Below are 17,371 nucleotides of genomic sequence, written 5' to 3' on the forward strand. Positions count from 1 at the left end.
CGTCAGGAACCCGGGAACCGGAAGGTGCGACGGCGCCACTATCCGGCTTGGGCCACGAGCTCGCTTCGCCTGGCGATGTCGCGACGGTACTGGCTGGGGCGCACTCCGTACTCGCGATGGAAGGCCGCGCTCAGGGCGTAGGCGCTGGAGTAGCCGACCTCGCGCGCGACGGATTCGACCGTGATGTCGCCTCGCTCGAGAAGATCGGCGGCCACGCACAGCCGCCACCCGGCCAGATAGGACATCGGCGGCTCTCCCAGCAGCTCGGTGAACCGCCGTGCCAGCGTCGCTCGCGAGACGTGCGCCTGACGAGCCAGCAGCTCGATGGTCCACGGCTGGTCATACGTGTCGTGGATGGCCGCGAGCGCGGTCCCCACGACCGGATCCGAGGCCGCCTGGTACCAGCCGGGGGCCTGCACGTCGGGGAGCGCGAACCAGTCCCGCAGGGCGCCTACCAGCACCAGATCCAGCAGCCGGTCCAGAACCGCCTGTTGACCGGGCTCCTCGCGGGCGATCTCGGCTTCCAGCAGTCGCAGTCCCGCGGTGCGCTGGGCGCCCCGCGGTACGACGACCACTCGCGGTAGGGCGCTCAGCAGCCGGTCGGCTACGCGTCCCGCGACGGTGAAGGATCCCGTCAGCATGGCGTCATCGGCATCCAGTTGGGTTCCGCAGGTGCGCGTGCCCAGCCCGATGCTGTCGGCGGTATCGCCCGCATCGTCGAGGCAGATCCCGGCCTCGGTCTGGATGTACAGGGGCGCGGGGCTTGCGTCGGGGTCGCTGGTCACATCGAAGGCAGCAGGCCCCACGACGATGGCGATGTCGTGTGGCTCCAGCCGGTAGGAAGCGCTGCCGTCCACGATCCATGCCTCGCCGCGCAGCATCGTGACCAGGGAAAGGGAGGCCCGTTCCGCGAACGTGGCCGACCAGGGTGGGTTCGCCAGAGTCCGGCCCAGCAGTGCTCCGGACGAGCGGATGTGGTTGAGCACATCGGTCAGGGTGTCCACGACGCCAGCTTAGACGCTGGATTATCGATCTGATACCACAGGCCATTCTCCGTCTCACGGAATTCAGGTGTGCTGGACGCATGACCACGTTCCACGCACCGACCCCCGGCCGTGCTCACTGGGTCTACACCCACCCCCGACAGGATTCGCTGAACCGGCACCTGCTCCGCGCGGGACGTGCTGCGCTGGCCGAGCAGTATGAGGTGACCGTCTCCGACCTCTACGCCGACAAGTTCAGCCCGGTGCTCGGCGAGCGCGACCTGGGAAGCCTCTCCGAAACCCCCGGCAACCTCGCCGAGTTGACGGGCAGGGCCTATGCGCGGGGAGAGGTGGAACCCGAAGTGCGACGGGAACAGGAGCGGCTGGCCGCCGCCGAGCTGCTGGTACTCCAGTTTCCCCTCTGGTGGTATGGACCTCCGGCGATGCTGAAGGGGTGGCTGGATCGCGTGCTGCAAACCGGATTCGCCCAGGGCGAGTTCGACGAGACCACAGGTCTGCCGCGTCGATACGGGGACGGACTTCTGCTGGGTCGCAAGGCGCTGATCATCGTCACCGCCGGCGATGATCAGCGCACCCTGGGACCGCGCGGTGTCAGCGGTGACCTGGAATCGCTGCTGTTCCCCCTGACTCACGGGGCCCTCTGGTACGTGGGAATCGAAGCGCTGGACCTGCACGTGGTCCACGACGCGGACGGCGTCGACAGCGCGGGACGTCATAAGCAGGCCGAGCGACTCGGCAAGCGGATCATCGGCCTGTCCGGCGAGCGAGGCCGACCGTATCGCCGGCTGCTGGACGGCGACTACGGCCGACAGAGCCGCGCCCTGCGTGAGGACATCCACCCTGGACGCACCGACCTGTCCATCCACTACGCGGACTGAGAATCCAGAGCCACAGGCAGACGCGCCGCTGACGGTTCCGGGGTCCGGGTCCTCAGCCCGCCTCGCGGCCCGCCCGCTCCCGGCCCACCGAGTACAGGAAGCTGTCGGGGAACTTCTCCGCGGCCAGCACCGCGCCCACGATGATCACGGCAGAGCGGGTGATACCCGCCTCCCGCAGGCGGGGTGCGATGTCGCCGAGGGTGCCGCGCACCACGATCTCGCCGGGCTGGGTGGCGTGGGCGACCACGGCGGCCGGGCAGTCGGCGCCGTAGTTCGGCAGCAGCTCGGACACGGCCTGCTCGATGCGGTTGACGGCGAGGTGCAGCACCAGCGTGGCGCGGCTGGCGCCCAGCGTGGCGAGCGTCTCGCCGTCCGGCATCGACGTCGATCGCGCCTGGGCCCGGGTGAGGATCACGCTCTGGCCCACGGTCGGCACGGTCAGCTCACGGCCCAGCACCGCCGCGGCGGCGGCGAACGCGGGCACGCCCGGCGTGACGTCGTAGGGCACGCCCGCCGCGTCGAGGCGGCGCATCTGCTCGGCTACCGCGCTGTAGACGGCGGGATCACCCGAGCACAGCCGGGCCACGTCGTGCCCGTCGGCGTGTGCCCGCGCCAGCTCGTCGATGATCTCGTCGAGAGTCAGGTCGGCGGTGTCGATCAGCCGCGCGTCGTCGGGGCAGTGCGCGAGCAGGTCGGTCGGGGTCAGGCTCCCCGGATACAGGCACACTCCGCAGCGCGCGAGCTGCTCGCGCCCTCGCACGGTGATCAGGTCGGCGGCTCCGGGGCCTGCACCGATGAAATGCACGGTCATACACGCACGCTCCACTGGGTCACGGGGCGCGCGGGTTCCCAGCTCGTGAAGGTCCCGAGTGGGGCCGCGCGCTGAACGGACAACCTGGTCAACTCGCCCCCATAGGCGGTGTGGGCCTCGGCCAGCGCCCGCTCCGCCTCGATGGTCACGCCGTGGGCGACGATCCTGCCGCCCGGCCCGAGGACGTCGTGGCACGCGGGCAGCAGGCCCGGCTCGCTCACCCCGCCCCCGACGAACACCGCGTCCGGCCGGGGCAGCTCGCCCAGCACGCCCGGGGCGCTGCCGTGTGTGACGCGGACAGCCGCGCCGTGCCGTTCGGCGTTGTGGCGGATGCGCTCGGCCCGGTCGGCGCGCGCCTCGACGGCCACGGCGCGGTTGGCGGGATGCAGCCGCGCCCACTCGACGGCCACGCTGCCGGAGCCGGACCCCACGTCCCACAGCAACTCGCCCGGCCGGGGCGCCAGTGCGGCGAGTGCCGTGGCGCGCACGAGCGACTTGGTGAGCTGGCCGTCGTGGGCGAAGGCGTCGTCCGGCAGGCCGGGTGTCAGCGGCGGGGCTTCGGGCCCCGCGACGGCGACGGCCAGCACGTTGAGTGGTGCGACGGGCTGGTGGGCCCAGTCGCGCGCCAGGCCGTCCAGCCTGCGTTCGTCGGCCGCGCCCAGGTTCTCCAGCACCGTGAGCCTGCTGTCGCCGAATCCGTGGCGCGCCAGCAGGTCCGCCACCGCACCCGGCGTGTCGCCGTCGGCGCTGAGCACGAGCACCCGGCCGCCGTCGCCCGCCGCGCGCAGCACGGGTGACACGTCGGTGCCGGTGATCCGCACGACCTCGGCTGTCTCGGCACCGTCGGCCGGCCAGCCCAGCCGGGCCCGTGCCAGCGCCACGGATGACACCGACGGCACCACCCGCACGGCCTTTGCTCCGAGGCGGCGCACGAGCGTGCCGCCGATGCCCGACAGCAGCGGATCACCGCTGGCGAGCACCCCGACCCGGCGCCCGGCGTACTCGCGGAGCAGGCCGTCCAGCGCGGGCAGCAGGGGACTCGGCCACGGCACCTGCTCGGCGCCGGTGTCGGGGACGAGGTCGAGCTGGCGCCGCCCGCCCAGCAGCACGTCGCAGCGGGTGAGTTCCGTGCGCGCGGCCGGGGGCAGTCCCGCCCAGCCGTCCGCCGGAATCCCCACTACGACAATCGTCACGATCGGCCACTGTAGTTCAGGTGTGTGCGATGATCGGTGCGCGGTCGTCGTGGAACCCGGTGTGAATCCGGGACGGTCCCGCCACTGTGACCGGCCTCGCGCCGGGAGTCAGAGCTTCGGCGTCCGCCTTGGAACTGCTGGTGACGTGGGCGAGGACACCCACGCTGGCGTTGGGAGAGCTGTGCGGCCGTATCCCTTCACCGCCGTGGTCGGCATGGCCGATCTGCGGCTGGCTCTGGTGCTGTCCGCCGTGGCGCCCGCCGTGGGCGGCGTGCTCGTGCGGGGCGAGAAAGGCACCGCGAAATCGACGATGGTGCGCGCGCTCGCCGGGTTGCTGCCCGACGTGACCGTGGTGCGCGACTGCCGGTTCTCGTGTGATCCGGCGGAGCCCGACGCGGAGTGCCCGGACGGGCCTCACCCGGACGGCGCAACCGGGAGGACCCGGCCCGCGCGGCTGGTGGAGCTGCCGATCGGCGCGGCCGAGGACCGCGTCGTGGGATCGCTGGATCTGGAACGCGCGTTGCGGGACGGCGTGACCGACTTCCAGCCGGGACTGCTCGCCGCCGCGCATCGCGGACTGCTCTATGTGGACGAAGTCAACCTGCTGCCCGACCACCTGGTCGACACGCTGCTCGACGCCGCCGCGATGGGGCGCGTCACGGTGGAGCGCGAGGGTGTGTCGGTGACCCACCGGTCGCGGTTCGTCCTGATCGGCACCATGAACCCGGAGGAGGGCGAGCTGCGACCGCAGCTGCTCGACCGGTTCGGGCTCACCGTGGACGTCGCCGCCAGCCGCGAGCCCGCCGAGCGTGCCGAGGTGGTGCGCCGCAGGCTCGCCTACGAGGCCGACCCCGACGGCTTCGCCGCCCGCTACACCGGCAGCGAGGCCGCGCTGGCCGCCGAGATCGCGGCCGCCCGTGCCCTGCTGCCGTCGGTGGAGCTGACCGACGACGTGCTGGTGCGCGTCGCGGAGGTGTGCGCGGCGTTCGAGGTGGACGGCATGCGGGCCGACATCGTCACCGCCCGCACCGCCGCCGCCCACGCCGCGTGGTGCGGGCGCACGCACGTGACCACGGAGGACATCCGCGTCGCGTCGCGCCTGGCCTTGCCGCACCGGCGCAGGCGCAACCCGTTCGACGCGCCCGGGCTCGACGAGGACACCCTCGACGACGCCCTCGGTGCCGACCCCGAACCGGACCCCGACCCCGACCCGCCCGGTGGCGGCCAGGACGACTCCGGGCCGGGGGAGCCGGGTTCCGACACCGGGAACTCCGGTGACGCCGGTGATGCCGGTGACTCTGGTGACGCTGCCGGACCTCCGCCGCCCGACGACGGTGAGGCCGGGGGCGGTGGCGAACAGCGCGTCGGGTCCGGCTCGCCGTATCGGTCGAAACTGTTCACCGTGGACGGCACCGGAACCGGAGCCCACGGCCGTCGCTCCCGCGCCACCACCGACGACGGCCGCGTCGTGGGTGTGTGGCCCGGACAGGTGCGGCCCCGCGGTGCGCGCCCGCACCTGGTGGCCACCGTCGCCGCCGCCGCGCCGCACCAGCGGGCCCGCGAGCACACCGGACCGGGGCCCGCGCTGCGGGCGCAGGACCTGCGCTGGGCGCGCTGCGAGGGCAAGGAGGGCAACCTCGTGCTGTTCTGCGTCGACGCCTCCGGTTCGATGGGCGCGAGGTCGCGGATGCGCGAGGTGAAGTCCGCCGTGCTGTCGCTGCTGCTCGACGCCTACCAGCGGCGCGACAAGGTGGGACTGGTGACCTTCCGCGACCGGGGCGCGCGGCCCGCCGAGCTGGTGCTGCCGCCGACCGCCAGCGTGGAGGCCGCCGCGGCGCGGCTGGAGGACGTGCCCACCGGAGGCCGCACCCCGCTGGCCGAGGGGCTGCTGCGGTCGGCCGAGGTGCTGCGGGTGGAGGCGTTGCGTGATCCGCGCCGCCGTCCGTTGCTGGTCGTGGTCACCGACGGGCGAGCCACCAGTGGCCCCGACGCGGTGGCGCGCTCCCAGCAGGCTGCGGCGCTGCTGGCCGAGTCGGGCGTGGCGAGCGTGGTCGTGGACTGCGAGAGCGGGCGGATGCGGCTCGGCCTGGCCGCCCGGCTGGCGGACCATCTCGGCGCGGAACACGTGCCGCTGGGCGACGTCCGCGCCGACGCACTGGCGGGCGAGGTGCGGCAGCGGACCGAGCGGACCGAGCGGACTGAGCGATACAGGAGGGCTTCGTGACGAGGATGGTGTGGTCGTCGGGAAGCCCGACCGGGTGCGGGTGTCCCGCAAGTGACAGGAGGGCTTCGTGACGAGGATGGTGTGGTCGTCGGGAAGCCCGACCGGGTGCGGGTGTCCCGCAAGTGACAGAAAGGCTTCCTGATGCCGCAGGGCAAACCGGAGTACGTGCCCGACGACGGGCTCACGACCCGCCAGCGCCGCAACCGGCCGATCCTCGCCGTCCACACGGGAGAGATGAAGGGCAAGTCCACGGCCGCGTTCGGCATGGCGTTGCGGGCGTGGAACCAGGGCTGGAACATCGGCGTGTTCCAGTTCGTGAAGTCCGCGAAGTGGCGCGTGGGCGAGGAGGCCGCGTTCCGCGCGCTCGACGCGAGCGGCGAGGGCGGCCGGGTCGAGTGGCACAAGATGGGCGAGGGCTGGAGCTGGGCCCGCAAGAAGGGTTCCGAGGACGACCACGCCGCCGACGCCCGCGAGGGCTGGGCGGAGATCAAGCGCAGGCTCGCCGACGAGCGCCACGACTTCTACGTGCTCGACGAGTTCACCTACCCGCTGCACTGGGGCTGGATCGACACCGACGACGTCGTGGACACGCTGCTCGCCCGGCAGGGCAGGCAGCACGTCGTGATCACCGGCAGGCGGGCGCCGCAGCGGTTGCTCGACGCCGCCGACCTGGTGGCCGAGATGACCAAGGTGAGGCACCCGATGGACGCGGGACAGAAGGGTCAGCGGGGCATCGAATGGTAGCCAGGATCGTGGTCGCCGCGCCCGCATCGGGCCACGGCAAGACCACGGTGACCACCGGGCTGCTGGCGGCGTTGCGGGAGCGCGGGGTCGCGGTGACCGGGCACAAGGTGGGGCCGGATTTCATCGATCCGAGTTATCACGCCGTGGCGACGGGCACGCCGCCGCGCAACCTCGACCCGTTCCTCCAGGGTGAGCACCGGTTGGTGCCGCTGTTGCGGCACGGTGCGCGCGGAGCAGACCTCGCCGTGATCGAGGGCGTGATGGGGATGTTCGACGGCGCGCTCGGCACCGAGGGCTATGCCTCCACCGCGCACGTGGCCAAGCTGGTGTCCGCGCCGGTGGTGCTGGTGGTGGACGCGAGCGCGGCCAGCCGCAGTGTGGCGGCGCTGGTGCTGGGCTTCGCGCGCTACGACCCGGACGTCGAGCTGGCCGGGGTGATCCTCAACAAGCTCGGTTCGCAGCGGCACGAGGACGAGATCCGCGCCGCACTGCGCCCGACCGGCATTCCCGTGCTGGGGGCGTTGCGGCGCAGCGAGGACGTCCACGCGCCGGGGCGGCACCTCGGGCTCGTGCCCGCCGGGGAGCGGGAGGGCGAGGCGCGGCGACTGTCACCTCGGCTGGCCGAGTGGGTGCGCGGTGGCGTGGACCTCGACGCCGTGGTGCGGGTGGCGCGGTCGGCCGCGCCGCTGGGCGGGCCGCTGTGGAATCCCGCCGACGAGGTGGGTGCGGTCGCGTCCGGGCCGCGCCCGGTGGTGGCCGCCGCCGCGGGGGAGGCGTTCACCTTCCGCTACACGGAGACGGCGGAATTGCTGAGCGCTGCGGGTGTCGACGTGGTGGAGCTGGACCCGATCCGCGACAGCGCGCTGCCCGAGGGCTGTGCCGGGCTCTACTTCGGGGGCGGGTTTCCCGAGATGCACGTGGCCGATCTCTCCGGCAACACCGCGTTGCGTTCGGCGGTGGGAGCCGCGATCGCGCGGGGGATGCCGGTGGTGGCCGAGTGTGCCGGGCTGCTGTACCTGTGCCGGGAGTTGGACGGCCTGCCGATGGTGGGGGCGCTGGACGCGACCGCGCGCATGACCCGGGGCGGGGCGCTGGGCTACCGGCGTGCCACCGCCCCGGCGGACTCGGTGCTGGCCGCACGCGGCGTGGCCGTGACGGGGCACGAGTTCCACCGCACCGTCGTGGAACCCGCGCACGGCGAGACGGCCGCGTGGGAGTGGGACGACCGGGCCGACGGGTTCGCCACGCCCACCCTGCACGCCTCCTACCTGCACGTCCACTGGGCGGGGCACCCGGAGCTGGCAAGGCGCTTCGCCACGGCGGTCCACAGTGGATGAGCACGGATTCGACCTGCATCATCACGGTGACCGCGAGGTCGGCGACGGCCTGGTGGATCTCGCGGTGAACGTGCGGCTGCCCCGGCCGCCCGAGTGGCTGCGCCGCGAGCTGGCGGACTGCCTGGCCGACCTCGCCGCCTACCCGGACCCGGGGGCCGCCACCGAGGCCGTGGCCGCGCGGCACGGACGCGAGGCGGCCGACGTGCTGCCCACGGCGGGTGCCGCCGAGGCGTTCACGCTGCTGGCCACGGCGCTCACCCCGCGCGAGGCGGTGGTGGTGCATCCGCAGTTCACCGAGCCCGAAGCCGCGTTGCGGGCGGCGGGGCACCCGGTGCGCCGGGTGGTGCTGGACGCCGACGACGGTTTCGTGCTGCACCCGGACGCCGTGCCGGACACCGCCGACCTGGTGTTCGTCGGCAATCCCACCAACCCCACGTCGGTGCTGCACCCGGCGGGCACGCTGCGTGCGCTGGCGCGGCCGGGACGGCTGCTTGTGGTGGACGAGGCGTTCCTCGACGCGGTCCCCGGCGAGCCGGAGAGCCTGGCGGGGCGGCGCCTGCCGGGCGTGGTGGTGTTGCGCAGCCTGACGAAGACATGGGGAATCGCGGGCCTGCGCGCGGGATACGTCCTGGCCGAGCCGGACGTGATCGACACGCTGCGGGCGGTGCAACCGCCGTGGTCGGTCTCCACGCCGTCGGCCGTGGCGCTGGCGGCATGCAGCCGCGCCGACGCCGTGGCCGAGGCCGAGGCGCTGGCCGAGGACGCGCAACGGGACCTCGGTGCGCTGGTGGCCGGGTTGGGCGAGCTGGGCGGGTGCGGTGTCGAGGTGCCCGGTACCCCGCGTGGCCCGTTCGTGCTGATCCGCGTGCCGGACGGCGCCCGCGTCCGGCTGCGGTTGCGAGACGAGGGCTACGCCGTGCGCCGGGCCGACACCTTCCCCGGACTGGGCCCGGACTGGCTGCGCCTGGCCGTGCGAACGGATATGGCCCCGTTCCTGAAAACCCTGCGCGCGGTGCTGGAGGACTGAAGGCTCGCCACCGCAGTCAGGTCACGACCGCCGTGGCGGCGGCCAGGTACACCAGGATCGACAGCAGGTCCTGCACCACGGTGGCCAGCGGGCCCGAGCCGTAGACCGGGTCAACGCCGAGCCGGGACAGCAGCCACGGCAGGATCATCGCGACCACGGTCGCGATCGAACACGCGGCCACCAGCGCGATGCCCACCGCGACGGCCACCTGCCCGTCTCCCCAGAGCCAGAGCGTGAGCGCCGCCGCGGCGGCGGCCAGGCAGACACCGATCAGTAGCCCGGTGACCGACTCCCGCACCGCGACCCGGCGCACCGGCACCCCGACGGACAGGCCCCGCACGACCAGGGTCTCGGTCTGCGTGCCGACCGCGTCGGCGAGGTAGACCACGGCGGGCACGAAGAACGCCAGCAGCACCTGCCGTTCGAGAACGTCCTCGAACGCGCCGACCACCCCGGCCGCGAGCATCGCGCCGAGCAACCCGACCACCAGCCACGGCAACCGGTGCCACAGCCGCCGACGGACCCGCTCGCCGCTGGCCGCCCGCGCGGCCGAGGCGGTGCCGAGGAAACCACCGAGCCGCGCGAGGTCCTCGTCGTGCTCGGCGAGCAGCACGGCCATCAGCCGATCGGGGGGAACGAGACCGCGAAAGACGCCGTCGTCGTCGACCACGGCGAGCCCGGGTTCGGCCCGGTGCACCGCCCTCCACGCGGCCGTCTCCTGTGTGGTCCGGGGAGTGACCACGGGCGGATCGGCGTCCATCACCGCGGCCACCGCTGTCCCCGGTGTGGCGCCCAGCAGTCGTTCGATCGAGGCCAGCCCGACCAGCCGCTCGTCGCGGCACACCGCCACGACGGCCGCACTGTCGAAGCGGTGCCCGCGCAGGTTCGACAGCACGGTGTCGACCGGCTCGTCCGGCCGGGCGGTGGGCACGGCGAGCGTGGCGTGCGCGGCGGCGGTCCCGACGAACTCTCCCGCGCTGATGCGCTCAGTCCCGGACTCGGCGGGACCAGGCTTGGCACTCATGCCGCCGTTCTACGGCAGCGATCGTGATCCCGCGAGTCGCGACGGTGCGATCGGAAACAGCTCGTCTCTGGTCATTGCTCGTTTCACGATCTTTTCTACAGAGGGTGCTGCGACGCAGGCCACGATGCCGTCCACTATGTCGTCAATTGCCCTGAAAAGCCGATTGTGTGTGCTTCTCGCGGTCTGGAAGGGTGGGCGATCGATTAGCGGGGGTAACTATCGCTGGGGAGAGTGCGCGCGTGGTCGAACGGAATCAGCAGCGTCGAAGACGACGCCGTCAGCTTCGGGCCGGATCGGTGTCGGGGCTCGTGGTCGGCGTTCTCGCGAGTAGCGCCATGTCGGCGCCCGTCGTCGGGGCGGACGAGCAGCTGGTGACCCCGCAGGACCGGTCCGAGGTCATGCGGATGTGGCTCGACGGCGGGGACGCGCTGCGTGCTGCCGCCGGGCAGGCCCTGGCGGGCACCGCGGACGAGCTCAAAGAGTTCCTGGACGGCGGGTCCGAGCGCGCCCGGCACCAGGATCTCCGAGTCCGGGTCGGCTGGATGATGGACAGCAGCGGCCCAGCCCTGCGATTCGCGGCGAACGAGGTGCTGGAGGTCGGCACCACCGAGGCGCTGGAATCCTTCCTGGACGGGGGGTTTCGCTCGTCCTACCGAACAGACCTGCGGTTCCGGACCGCCCGCGCCAAAGCGACCGGTGGCGAGGCGGTGCAGCTGGCCGCCGAGACCGCGCTGGACGCCGACACCGAGGAAGCGCTGGAGGAGTTCCTGCGGCAGGGATGGGCGCAGCGGCACCACACCGATCTCAGGTTTCAGGTGACCCGCGCCAAAGCCACCGGTGAAGAGTCCGTACGGGAGGCGGCTGAGGCGGCACTGGACGCCGACACTGTCGAGGCACTCACGCTGTTTCTCCAGCATGAGTGGGAGGTGGCCCGGGCCCGCGACGGCGAGCCGGCCACGGTGACCGAACTGGTCGAGCGTGCCGACAGGGCCGGTCAGCAGGCCCGGGAACACACTGTGACAGCAGAGTGGGCCACCAGTCGTGCCGTCGCGGCGGCGGAGCGGGCCGAGGACGCCGCGGAGCGCGCCAGAGCGGAGACCGAAGCGGCCCAGGGTGATGACTCGCTCGCTTCCGCCACTGCGGGCGAGGCCGCGCGTGCCGCGCGGCAGGCAGTCGTGGCCGCGCGCACGGCGATCGGCGCGGCGATCGCGGCGATCGATGCGGCGCGGGTGGCGGCCGACGCGGCCTCGCACGCGGCCTCGGCGGCGGGCCTGGCGGAGCAGGCGGCGGCGCAGGCGTACTCGGCCGCGTCCGCTGCGGCGCTGGATGCCGCCCAGGCTCCGGCCGCACGCGACGCCGCCGAGATCGCCCGCACCGCGGCGACGGGCGCGAACCGGGCGGCGGACGCGGCGCGCGACGCCGGGAGCGCGGCGCGGGACGCGGCCTCGGCGGGCGGGACGGCCGCGAGTACCGCGGCCCACGTCGCCGCTGCGGGTGCCGCCGCGACGCAGGCAGGCCAGTACCCCGGGGTTTCCGACGAGCAGGCACACCGTGCTGCCGCTGCGGGCGACGAGGCGCGGGCGCAGGCGCAGCAAATTCAGCGCGCGGTGGACGAGGCCACCACCCTGGCCGACCGTTCGGCCGCCGCAGCCGACAGCGCGGCCGACACGGCCACCTCGGCTTTCGAGGACGCGAACGACGCGGCCGCCGCTGCCGAGCACGCGGCCGAGCACGCGGGCGACCAGGCGGGCGGACCGGAGGACGCGGCCAGCCATGCCGACAGCGCCATCGACGCGGCGCACGCCGCGGTGGCTGCCGCCGAGCAGTCCCAGGAAGCCCTCGGGGCGGCCCGGGATGCAGAGGCGGAGCGGGTCGAGCAGGACGAGCTGGCGCTCGTCCACACCGCCCAGCAGGCACACGATTCGTGGGAGGCCCACCAGGACCGTCAGGCGTGGGACCGGGCCGAGGAGGCCCGGATCAGCGAGCGGACCCGGCAGTTGCTGGAGGCGGCCACCGCGCCGGATGCGGATGACCAGACAGTGTTGACCAGCGGCCGACAGGCGGCGGTCGACATCCTGACCACCGGGGGAACGTGGAGCCGCCAGGCGGCCCAGCTCGCGTTGACGGGGACGGACGCCGACATCCGGCTTTGGCTCAGCGCTGGCCGGGAGGCCGCCGCGATCCAGGACGACCGCGCGACCGTGGCGACTATCGCGGAGCAGGGCGAGCCGGGGGAGCTGCGGGCGGCGGCCGAGGCGGCGCTGGACGGTACGGACGAGCAGGTGCGCGAGTTCCTAGCCGATCGCGACTACGAGGGCCGCGTCACCTACGAGCGGTTACAGACCACGAAGATCAAGGCTGCCGCGATCGGGCCTGCGGTCACCGAGGCCGCCGAAGCCGCGTTGGACGGCACGCCGGAGGACGTGCGTCAGTTCCTGGAGGTCGGTCAGCATGAGGCGCGACAGATCGACATGAGGTTCGCGACCGCCCGGATCAAGTCCGCCGGTGGTCCGAGGACTCAGAGCGCGGCCGAAGCGGCTCTGCACGGGCCACCGCCATGGACGGAGAACTTCGTGTCGTCCGGGCATCAGCTCTCCGTGCAGCGCGATGAGCAGGCAGCCACGCACGCCGACGAGATGGACCGCCTGGCCGTCCTCGGCCTGCAGGGGGCAGCCGAAGCGGGCTGGGACGCGAACACGGCGGCGGAGTCGGCCGCGCTGGCGCGTGGCGCGACGGACGAAGCGGCCGATTACGCGAGAGAAGCCGAGGACTCGGCGGCACGCGCCGCCGACTACGCCGAGCAGGCCGGGACGGCGGCGGACGAGGTCCAGGCGTCGGCGGAACGGGCCGAGGTGGCGATGGCGAGCGTCAAGGAGGCGGCGGACGACGCGAGACGGGCCGCGAGCGACGAGACGGAGTCGGTCGTCGGTCACCATCGTTCGGCTGCCGACGCGCGCGACTACGCTGGCGGCGCCTACACCGCAGCCGAGCAGGCCCGTGCGGAAGCGCTGGCGGCGGGTCTCGGCGACGAGGCGGCGGCGCTGGCCGCCGACGACGCTCGCCGGGCCGAGGTCATGCTCCGAGCGCAGGAGTACGAGGACAAGCGCCGAAATCGTCCGGAGATCACCGAAACGGACGTCGAACTGGCGTCGCGGGAATTCTCCTCCGACGAGCCTTCGGATCGGTGTCTTCCCCTGGTCGGTTTCCTGGGGGTCTACTGCTGGGACAACGTCGGCGCACCGTATGCGACCTCGGAGGAAGACCGGATCGACCGGATCGAACAGCGAGTCGCGGCACTCGATCGGAATCGGGACGGTCTTGGGCACTGTGCGGCTGTCCCGGTTGTGTCCGACGCGAGATCCGGTGTCACCGGGGGCTGGCTGGGAGGCACGCTCGGCGGTGGCGGGGGACTGTCGGACGGAAGCGTCCTGGGACGCACCGGTGGCGCGTTCTCGGAGACCGTCGTCGGTGCGCTCGTGTGCTAGCGGTGGATGACCCAGTCAGCGCCCCATGAGGTCTGAACCTCTGGCCAGGCAGGTGTAGACCCGCCTGGCCAGAGGCGCACGCCAGATCGGCCGGCGTCCCGTTACGGTGGCTTTCGCTTAGAGAGTTGCGGAGATGCCCTTCGAGTTTGTGTTCCCCGACAACGTCGAGCCCTTGGCTGGCGAGCGAGTGTTCGCCAGGTATCCCGCGAATCGGAGGCAAGGTGCGAACAACGCGGTCGGCGGGCTTTTATGGCTGACAAGTCATCGCGTATTGTTCACATCTCACGCGCTCGACTCTCGCTTGGGTGGGAAAAATTGGTCAACATCGCGCGACAATGTTGTGTCCGCTGATGTTGTTGCGTGAATTTGTTGGAGTTTTTTGGCGGAGGTCTGCGGAGGCGGCTGAAACTGGAATTTCGCGTTGGAAAGCCTGAAATATTCGTCGTAGGTCAGTTCTCCGGTCCAGGCAACGTGAATCACGTCGTACTGGAATTCAGGTCCTGGATTCTTCGATGATTGAGCATCGTCTGACCAGGCAGGTGCGAGCTCGCTGGGTCAGAGGCTTGCACCAGATCAGTCAAGCGTTCCGTTCATCCGAGTGCTTGGAGGGCGATTGAGATTTCCGGATGACGGCGCGTTGACAGGTGCGGCGGGGAGTGAGTTTCTCGATTGCCTCTAGTGCAGATAGGTGTGACTGTTGAGCAGAGAGCAAGTCGTCAAAGCGTTAGCGTTGGTCGGCGTTGCGTGTTGTTTGACCGCTGTTATTGGAGGGTTAATAATAGGATTCTACTATATCGTGGTTTTGTCCGCTATTGGTGTAGTGATCAATTTGTCGCTCTTTTTTATGCAACAGAAGTAGGGTTGCTTGGAGTTGGCTCTTCCGAAAGTACCGCATTCTCGGGTCGATTCACCCTGGCCAGGCAGGTGTGAGCCCGCCTGGCCAGCGGCTCACGCCAGATCGGCCAGCAGTCCCATCTCGCTGATCACGGCCTGCGCCGAGCGCAGTAGTGGTACCGCCTGGACGGCTCCGCTGCCTTCGCCGAGCCGCAGGCCGAGGTCCAGCAGCGGCGTCAGCCCGAGTGCCTTCAGCGCGAACGCCTGGGACGGCTCCGTGGAGCGGTGGCCCGCGAGCCACCAGCGCGGCGCTTCCGGGGCCAGTTCGGCGCCCACCAGCGCCGCCGCGCACGAGAACACGCCGTCGAGCAGCACGGGCGTGCGGCGTTCGGCGGCGCGCAGCACGAAACCCGCCGTGGCCGCCGCGCACGCGCTGCCCAGCGCCGTGAACGTCGACAGCGGGTCGCTCGCGCGGTCGGCGGTCCTGGCGAGCGCGGCGCGCACGGCCGCGACCTTGCGGGCGCGCCCCGCCTCGTCCACACCGGTTCCGGTGCCCACGACGTCCTCGGCCGGCAATCCGAGTACGGCCGCCACCAGTGTGGCGGCGACCGTGGAGTTGCCGATGCCCATGTCGCCGGGGATCAGCAGGTCCGCCCCGGCGTCGATCTCCGCGTCGGCCACCGCCATGCCCGCCGCCAGGGCGCGTTCGGCCTCGCCGGGCGCGAGCGCGTCGGTGACGTCGATCGAGCCGGAGCCGCGCCGGATCTTGTGGGCGGTGACCTCGGCGGGGACGTCCGCCAGCTCGCCGTCCACCGCGATGTCCAGCACCCGCACCCGCGCGCCGACCTGGCGTGCCAGCACGGTGACGCCGCTGGTGCCCGCGAGGAACACGCGCACCATCGACGCCGTCACCTCGCGCGGGTAGGCCGAGACGGCGCCGTGGGGGCCTGCCGGGTCGGACACGCCGTGGTCACCGGCGAACACGACCACGCGCACGTCGTCCAGCGGGCGGGGCGGCATGCTGCCGTGGGCGGCGGCCAGCCAGGCGGCCAGCTCCTCCACCCGCCCCAGGGAACCGACCGGCTTCACGAGGCCGTCGAGGTGGGCCAGCGCCTCCAGGCGGGCGGTGTCGTCGGGCAGCGGGATATCGAAACGCACAGTACGTCCTCTCACAGGTGCAGGACCCGGCCCGCGACCACCAGTCGCACCGAGTCGGAGTTGGCGGCCACAGCGGTGTTCAGGGCACCGAGCACGTCGCGGAACAGTCGCCCCGACACGGTGGAGGGCACGATGCCCGAACCGACCTCGTTGCTCACCGCCACCACGGGCACGCGGGCGGAGCGCCACGCCTCCACCACGTCGGCGAGCCGGTCGTCGACCCGCTGCTGCCATCCCCGGCGTTGTTCCCACGCGCCGAGCTCGTCGAGTTCCCGGGTCAGCCACGTGCCCAGGCAGTCCACGAGCATCGGCGCGGTGGAGCGGCGCAGCGTGTCGGCGAGGTCGGCGTTCTCGATCGTGCGCCACGCCAGCGGTCGCCGGGCCCGGTGCGCCGCGACCCTGGCCGTCCACTCCGGGTCGTCGTCGCTGGGTGGGCGGCTGCCCGCGAAGTAGACGACGTGCCCGTGCCGGGACATCAGCTCTTCGGCGTGGCGGGACTTGCCTGAGCGCACACCGCCCAGGACGAGCACCCGGCCACCGCCGGCGACCTGGCGGGTGTAGCGGCGGAGTGCGCGAGCTCCGGACTCGAGCCCGTGCGCCACGAGCCCGGCCGCGCGCCGCGTCGGATCGTTTGTCATGCCTGGCATTGTTGCCCACCGGATAAGGTCTGTGCCGTGATCTCGTCGGGGAATCTCGTGGCTGTCGGCATCGTCGCTGGGTACGCGATCGACACGATCGCGGGTGATCCTCGCCGGGGACATCCCGTGGCGGCGTTCGGGGCCGCGGCCGGGGCCCTCGAGCGGCGGTGGTGGGCCGACTCGCGTCGCCGCGGAGCCTGCTACACCGCGCTGTGCGTGGGGACGATGGCCGGAGCGGGCGCGCTCGCGCAGGCGGCCACCGCGCGCAAGCCCGCGGCGCGCGTGGCGCTGACCGCCGTCGCGACCTGGGCGGTGCTCGGCGGGCGCGGGCTCGCCGCCGAGGGCGAGCGCATGGCCGACGTGCTCGACGCGGGGGACCTTGCCGCGGCCCGGCGGCGGCTGCCGCACCTGTGCGGGCGCGACGCCACCGGCCTCGACAGCGAACAACTGGCCAGGGCCGCCACCGAGTCCATTGCCGAGAACACCTCCGACGCCGTCGTGGCGCCGTTGGTGTGGGGCGGGCTGGCCGGAGTGCCGGGGCTGGTGGCGTACCGGGCGGTGAACACGCTCGACGCGATGGTGGGTCACCGCACGCCGCGCCACGAACGGTTCGGCTGGGCCTCGGCGCGCCTCGACGACCTCGCCAACAGCGTGCCCGCGCGGCTCACCGCCGCGCTGGCCGGCGTGCTCGCACCCGCCGTCGGGGGCCGCCCGCGCGATGCCGTGCGGGCATGGCGGCGTGACGCGCACCGGCACCCCAGCCCGAACGCCGGGCCGGTCGAGGCCGCCTTCGCGGGCGCGCTCGGGGTGCGGCTCGGTGGGACGAACACCTACGGCGCCCGCGTCGAGCACCGGGGCACGCTGGGCGACGGCCCGCCGCCGGGCTCCCGCGACCTGCGCCGCGCCGTCCGCCTGTCCCGCCTGGTGGGTGCGGCCTCGGTGGCCGTGGCGGCCGGGCTCGCGGTGCGCGCGGCCGGGTGATGCGGTGCGGATTCCCGTCACCGCATCACCCGG

General features: G+C 72.7%; 13 protein-coding genes and 1 riboswitch. Of the genes, 7 read left to right on the top strand and 6 right to left on the bottom strand.

The features are described 5' to 3' along the window. Window positions 1-38: 38 nt before the first annotated feature. Complete coding sequence (locus FFT09_RS20295) at window positions 39-1,004, bottom strand: AraC family transcriptional regulator (protein WP_138383677.1); 966 nt, start codon at window positions 1,002-1,004, stop codon at window positions 39-41. Between the two features lie 80 nt (window positions 1,005-1,084). Between FFT09_RS20295 and FFT09_RS20300 the strand changes: the two genes are divergently transcribed. Then, window positions 1,085-1,882, top strand: coding sequence for an NAD(P)H-dependent oxidoreductase (locus FFT09_RS20300; protein WP_138383678.1), 798 nt, complete (start codon window positions 1,085-1,087; stop codon window positions 1,880-1,882). 52 nt (window positions 1,883-1,934) lie between these two features. Here the strand turns inward: FFT09_RS20300 and cobM are convergent, their stop codons facing one another. Together cobM and cbiE are read right to left on the bottom strand one after the other, a co-directional pair. Then, on the bottom strand, window positions 1,935-2,693 hold the full coding sequence (gene cobM / locus FFT09_RS20305; protein WP_138383679.1) for a precorrin-4 C(11)-methyltransferase: 759 nt from the start codon (window positions 2,691-2,693) through the stop codon (window positions 1,935-1,937). Further along, window positions 2,690-3,886: a precorrin-6y C5,15-methyltransferase (decarboxylating) subunit CbiE gene (cbiE, locus tag FFT09_RS20310; RefSeq protein WP_244231438.1), complete on the bottom strand. Its 1,197-nt coding sequence runs from the start codon at window positions 3,884-3,886 to the stop codon at window positions 2,690-2,692. The genes cobM and cbiE overlap by 4 nt, the downstream gene beginning before the upstream one ends. Window positions 3,887-3,910: 24 nt before the next feature. Beyond that, window positions 3,911-4,059, top strand: a riboswitch (adenosylcobalamin (AdoCbl) riboswitch). Between the two features lie 8 nt (window positions 4,060-4,067). On the opposite strand from cbiE, the gene FFT09_RS20315 reads away from it, so the two are divergent. From FFT09_RS20315 to cobC, 4 genes are all read left to right on the top strand, one after another. Continuing rightward, a complete protein-coding gene (locus FFT09_RS20315) occupies window positions 4,068-6,110 on the top strand; it encodes a magnesium chelatase subunit D family protein (RefSeq protein ID WP_138383680.1) in 2,043 nt (680 codons plus the stop codon). Window positions 6,111-6,251: 141 nt separating this feature from the next. Next, window positions 6,252-6,854, top strand: a complete 603-nt coding sequence (gene cobO / locus FFT09_RS20320; RefSeq protein ID WP_024876716.1) for a cob(I)yrinic acid a,c-diamide adenosyltransferase — start codon at window positions 6,252-6,254, stop codon at window positions 6,852-6,854. Next, entirely contained in the window at window positions 6,848-8,191 is a 1,344-nt protein-coding gene (locus FFT09_RS20325; protein WP_081194283.1) for a cobyrinic acid a,c-diamide synthase CobB, read from the top strand. Before cobO ends, FFT09_RS20325 begins: the two co-directional genes overlap by 7 nt. Continuing rightward, entirely contained in the window at window positions 8,184-9,218 is a 1,035-nt protein-coding gene (gene cobC, locus FFT09_RS20330) for an Rv2231c family histidinol phosphate aminotransferase CobC (protein WP_138383681.1), read from the top strand. The genes FFT09_RS20325 and cobC overlap by 8 nt, the downstream gene beginning before the upstream one ends. 16 nt (window positions 9,219-9,234) lie before the next feature. Here cobC and FFT09_RS20335 read toward each other — a convergent pair whose 3' ends face one another. Further along, the gene (locus tag FFT09_RS20335; protein WP_138383682.1) at window positions 9,235-10,242 is read right to left on the bottom strand and encodes a magnesium transporter; all 1,008 of its coding nucleotides are present in this window, start codon (window positions 10,240-10,242) and stop codon (window positions 9,235-9,237) included. A gap of 335 nt (window positions 10,243-10,577) precedes the next feature. Here FFT09_RS20335 and FFT09_RS20340 point away from each other — a divergent pair, with 335 nt between their 5' ends. Then, entirely contained in the window at window positions 10,578-13,727 is a 3,150-nt protein-coding gene (locus tag FFT09_RS20340) for an ALF repeat-containing protein (protein ID WP_138383683.1), read from the top strand. Between the two features lie 948 nt (window positions 13,728-14,675). Here FFT09_RS20340 and cobT read toward each other — a convergent pair. Both cobT and FFT09_RS23170 read right to left on the bottom strand, forming a co-directional pair. Further along, on the bottom strand, window positions 14,676-15,719 hold the full coding sequence (cobT, locus tag FFT09_RS20345; protein WP_138383684.1) for a nicotinate-nucleotide--dimethylbenzimidazole phosphoribosyltransferase: 1,044 nt from the start codon (window positions 15,717-15,719) through the stop codon (window positions 14,676-14,678). A gap of 11 nt (window positions 15,720-15,730) precedes the next feature. Continuing rightward, complete coding sequence (locus FFT09_RS23170) at window positions 15,731-16,357, bottom strand: bifunctional adenosylcobinamide kinase/adenosylcobinamide-phosphate guanylyltransferase (protein WP_081194293.1); 627 nt, start codon at window positions 16,355-16,357, stop codon at window positions 15,731-15,733. Window positions 16,358-16,393: 36 nt separating this feature from the next. Between FFT09_RS23170 and FFT09_RS20355 the strand changes: the two genes are divergently transcribed. Continuing rightward, window positions 16,394-17,338: a cobalamin biosynthesis protein gene (locus FFT09_RS20355; protein ID WP_138383685.1), complete on the top strand. Its 945-nt coding sequence runs from the start codon at window positions 16,394-16,396 to the stop codon at window positions 17,336-17,338. Window positions 17,339-17,371 lie beyond the last annotated feature (33 nt).

This window comes from Saccharomonospora piscinae, assembly GCF_005862235.1.
Classification (GTDB): domain Bacteria; phylum Actinomycetota; class Actinomycetes; order Mycobacteriales; family Pseudonocardiaceae; genus Saccharomonospora; species Saccharomonospora piscinae.

Excerpts from the sequence above, each read along its gene's own strand:
- FFT09_RS20300 (WP_138383678.1), top strand. The coding sequence starts at position 1,085 with ATGACCACGTTCCACGCACCGACCCCCGGCCGTGCTCACTGGGTCTAC.
- cobM (WP_138383679.1), bottom strand. The coding sequence starts at position 2,693 with ATGACCGTGCATTTCATCGGTGCAGGCCCCGGAGCCGCCGACCTGATC.
- cobO (WP_024876716.1), top strand. The coding sequence starts at position 6,252 with ATGCCGCAGGGCAAACCGGAGTACGTGCCCGACGACGGGCTCACGACC.
- FFT09_RS20325 (WP_081194283.1), top strand. The coding sequence starts at position 6,848 with ATGGTAGCCAGGATCGTGGTCGCCGCGCCCGCATCGGGCCACGGCAAG.
- FFT09_RS20335 (WP_138383682.1), bottom strand. The coding sequence starts at position 10,242 with ATGAGTGCCAAGCCTGGTCCCGCCGAGTCCGGGACTGAGCGCATCAGC.
- FFT09_RS20340 (WP_138383683.1), top strand. The coding sequence starts at position 10,578 with ATGTCGGCGCCCGTCGTCGGGGCGGACGAGCAGCTGGTGACCCCGCAG.
- FFT09_RS23170 (WP_081194293.1), bottom strand. The coding sequence starts at position 16,357 with ATGACAAACGATCCGACGCGGCGCGCGGCCGGGCTCGTGGCGCACGGG.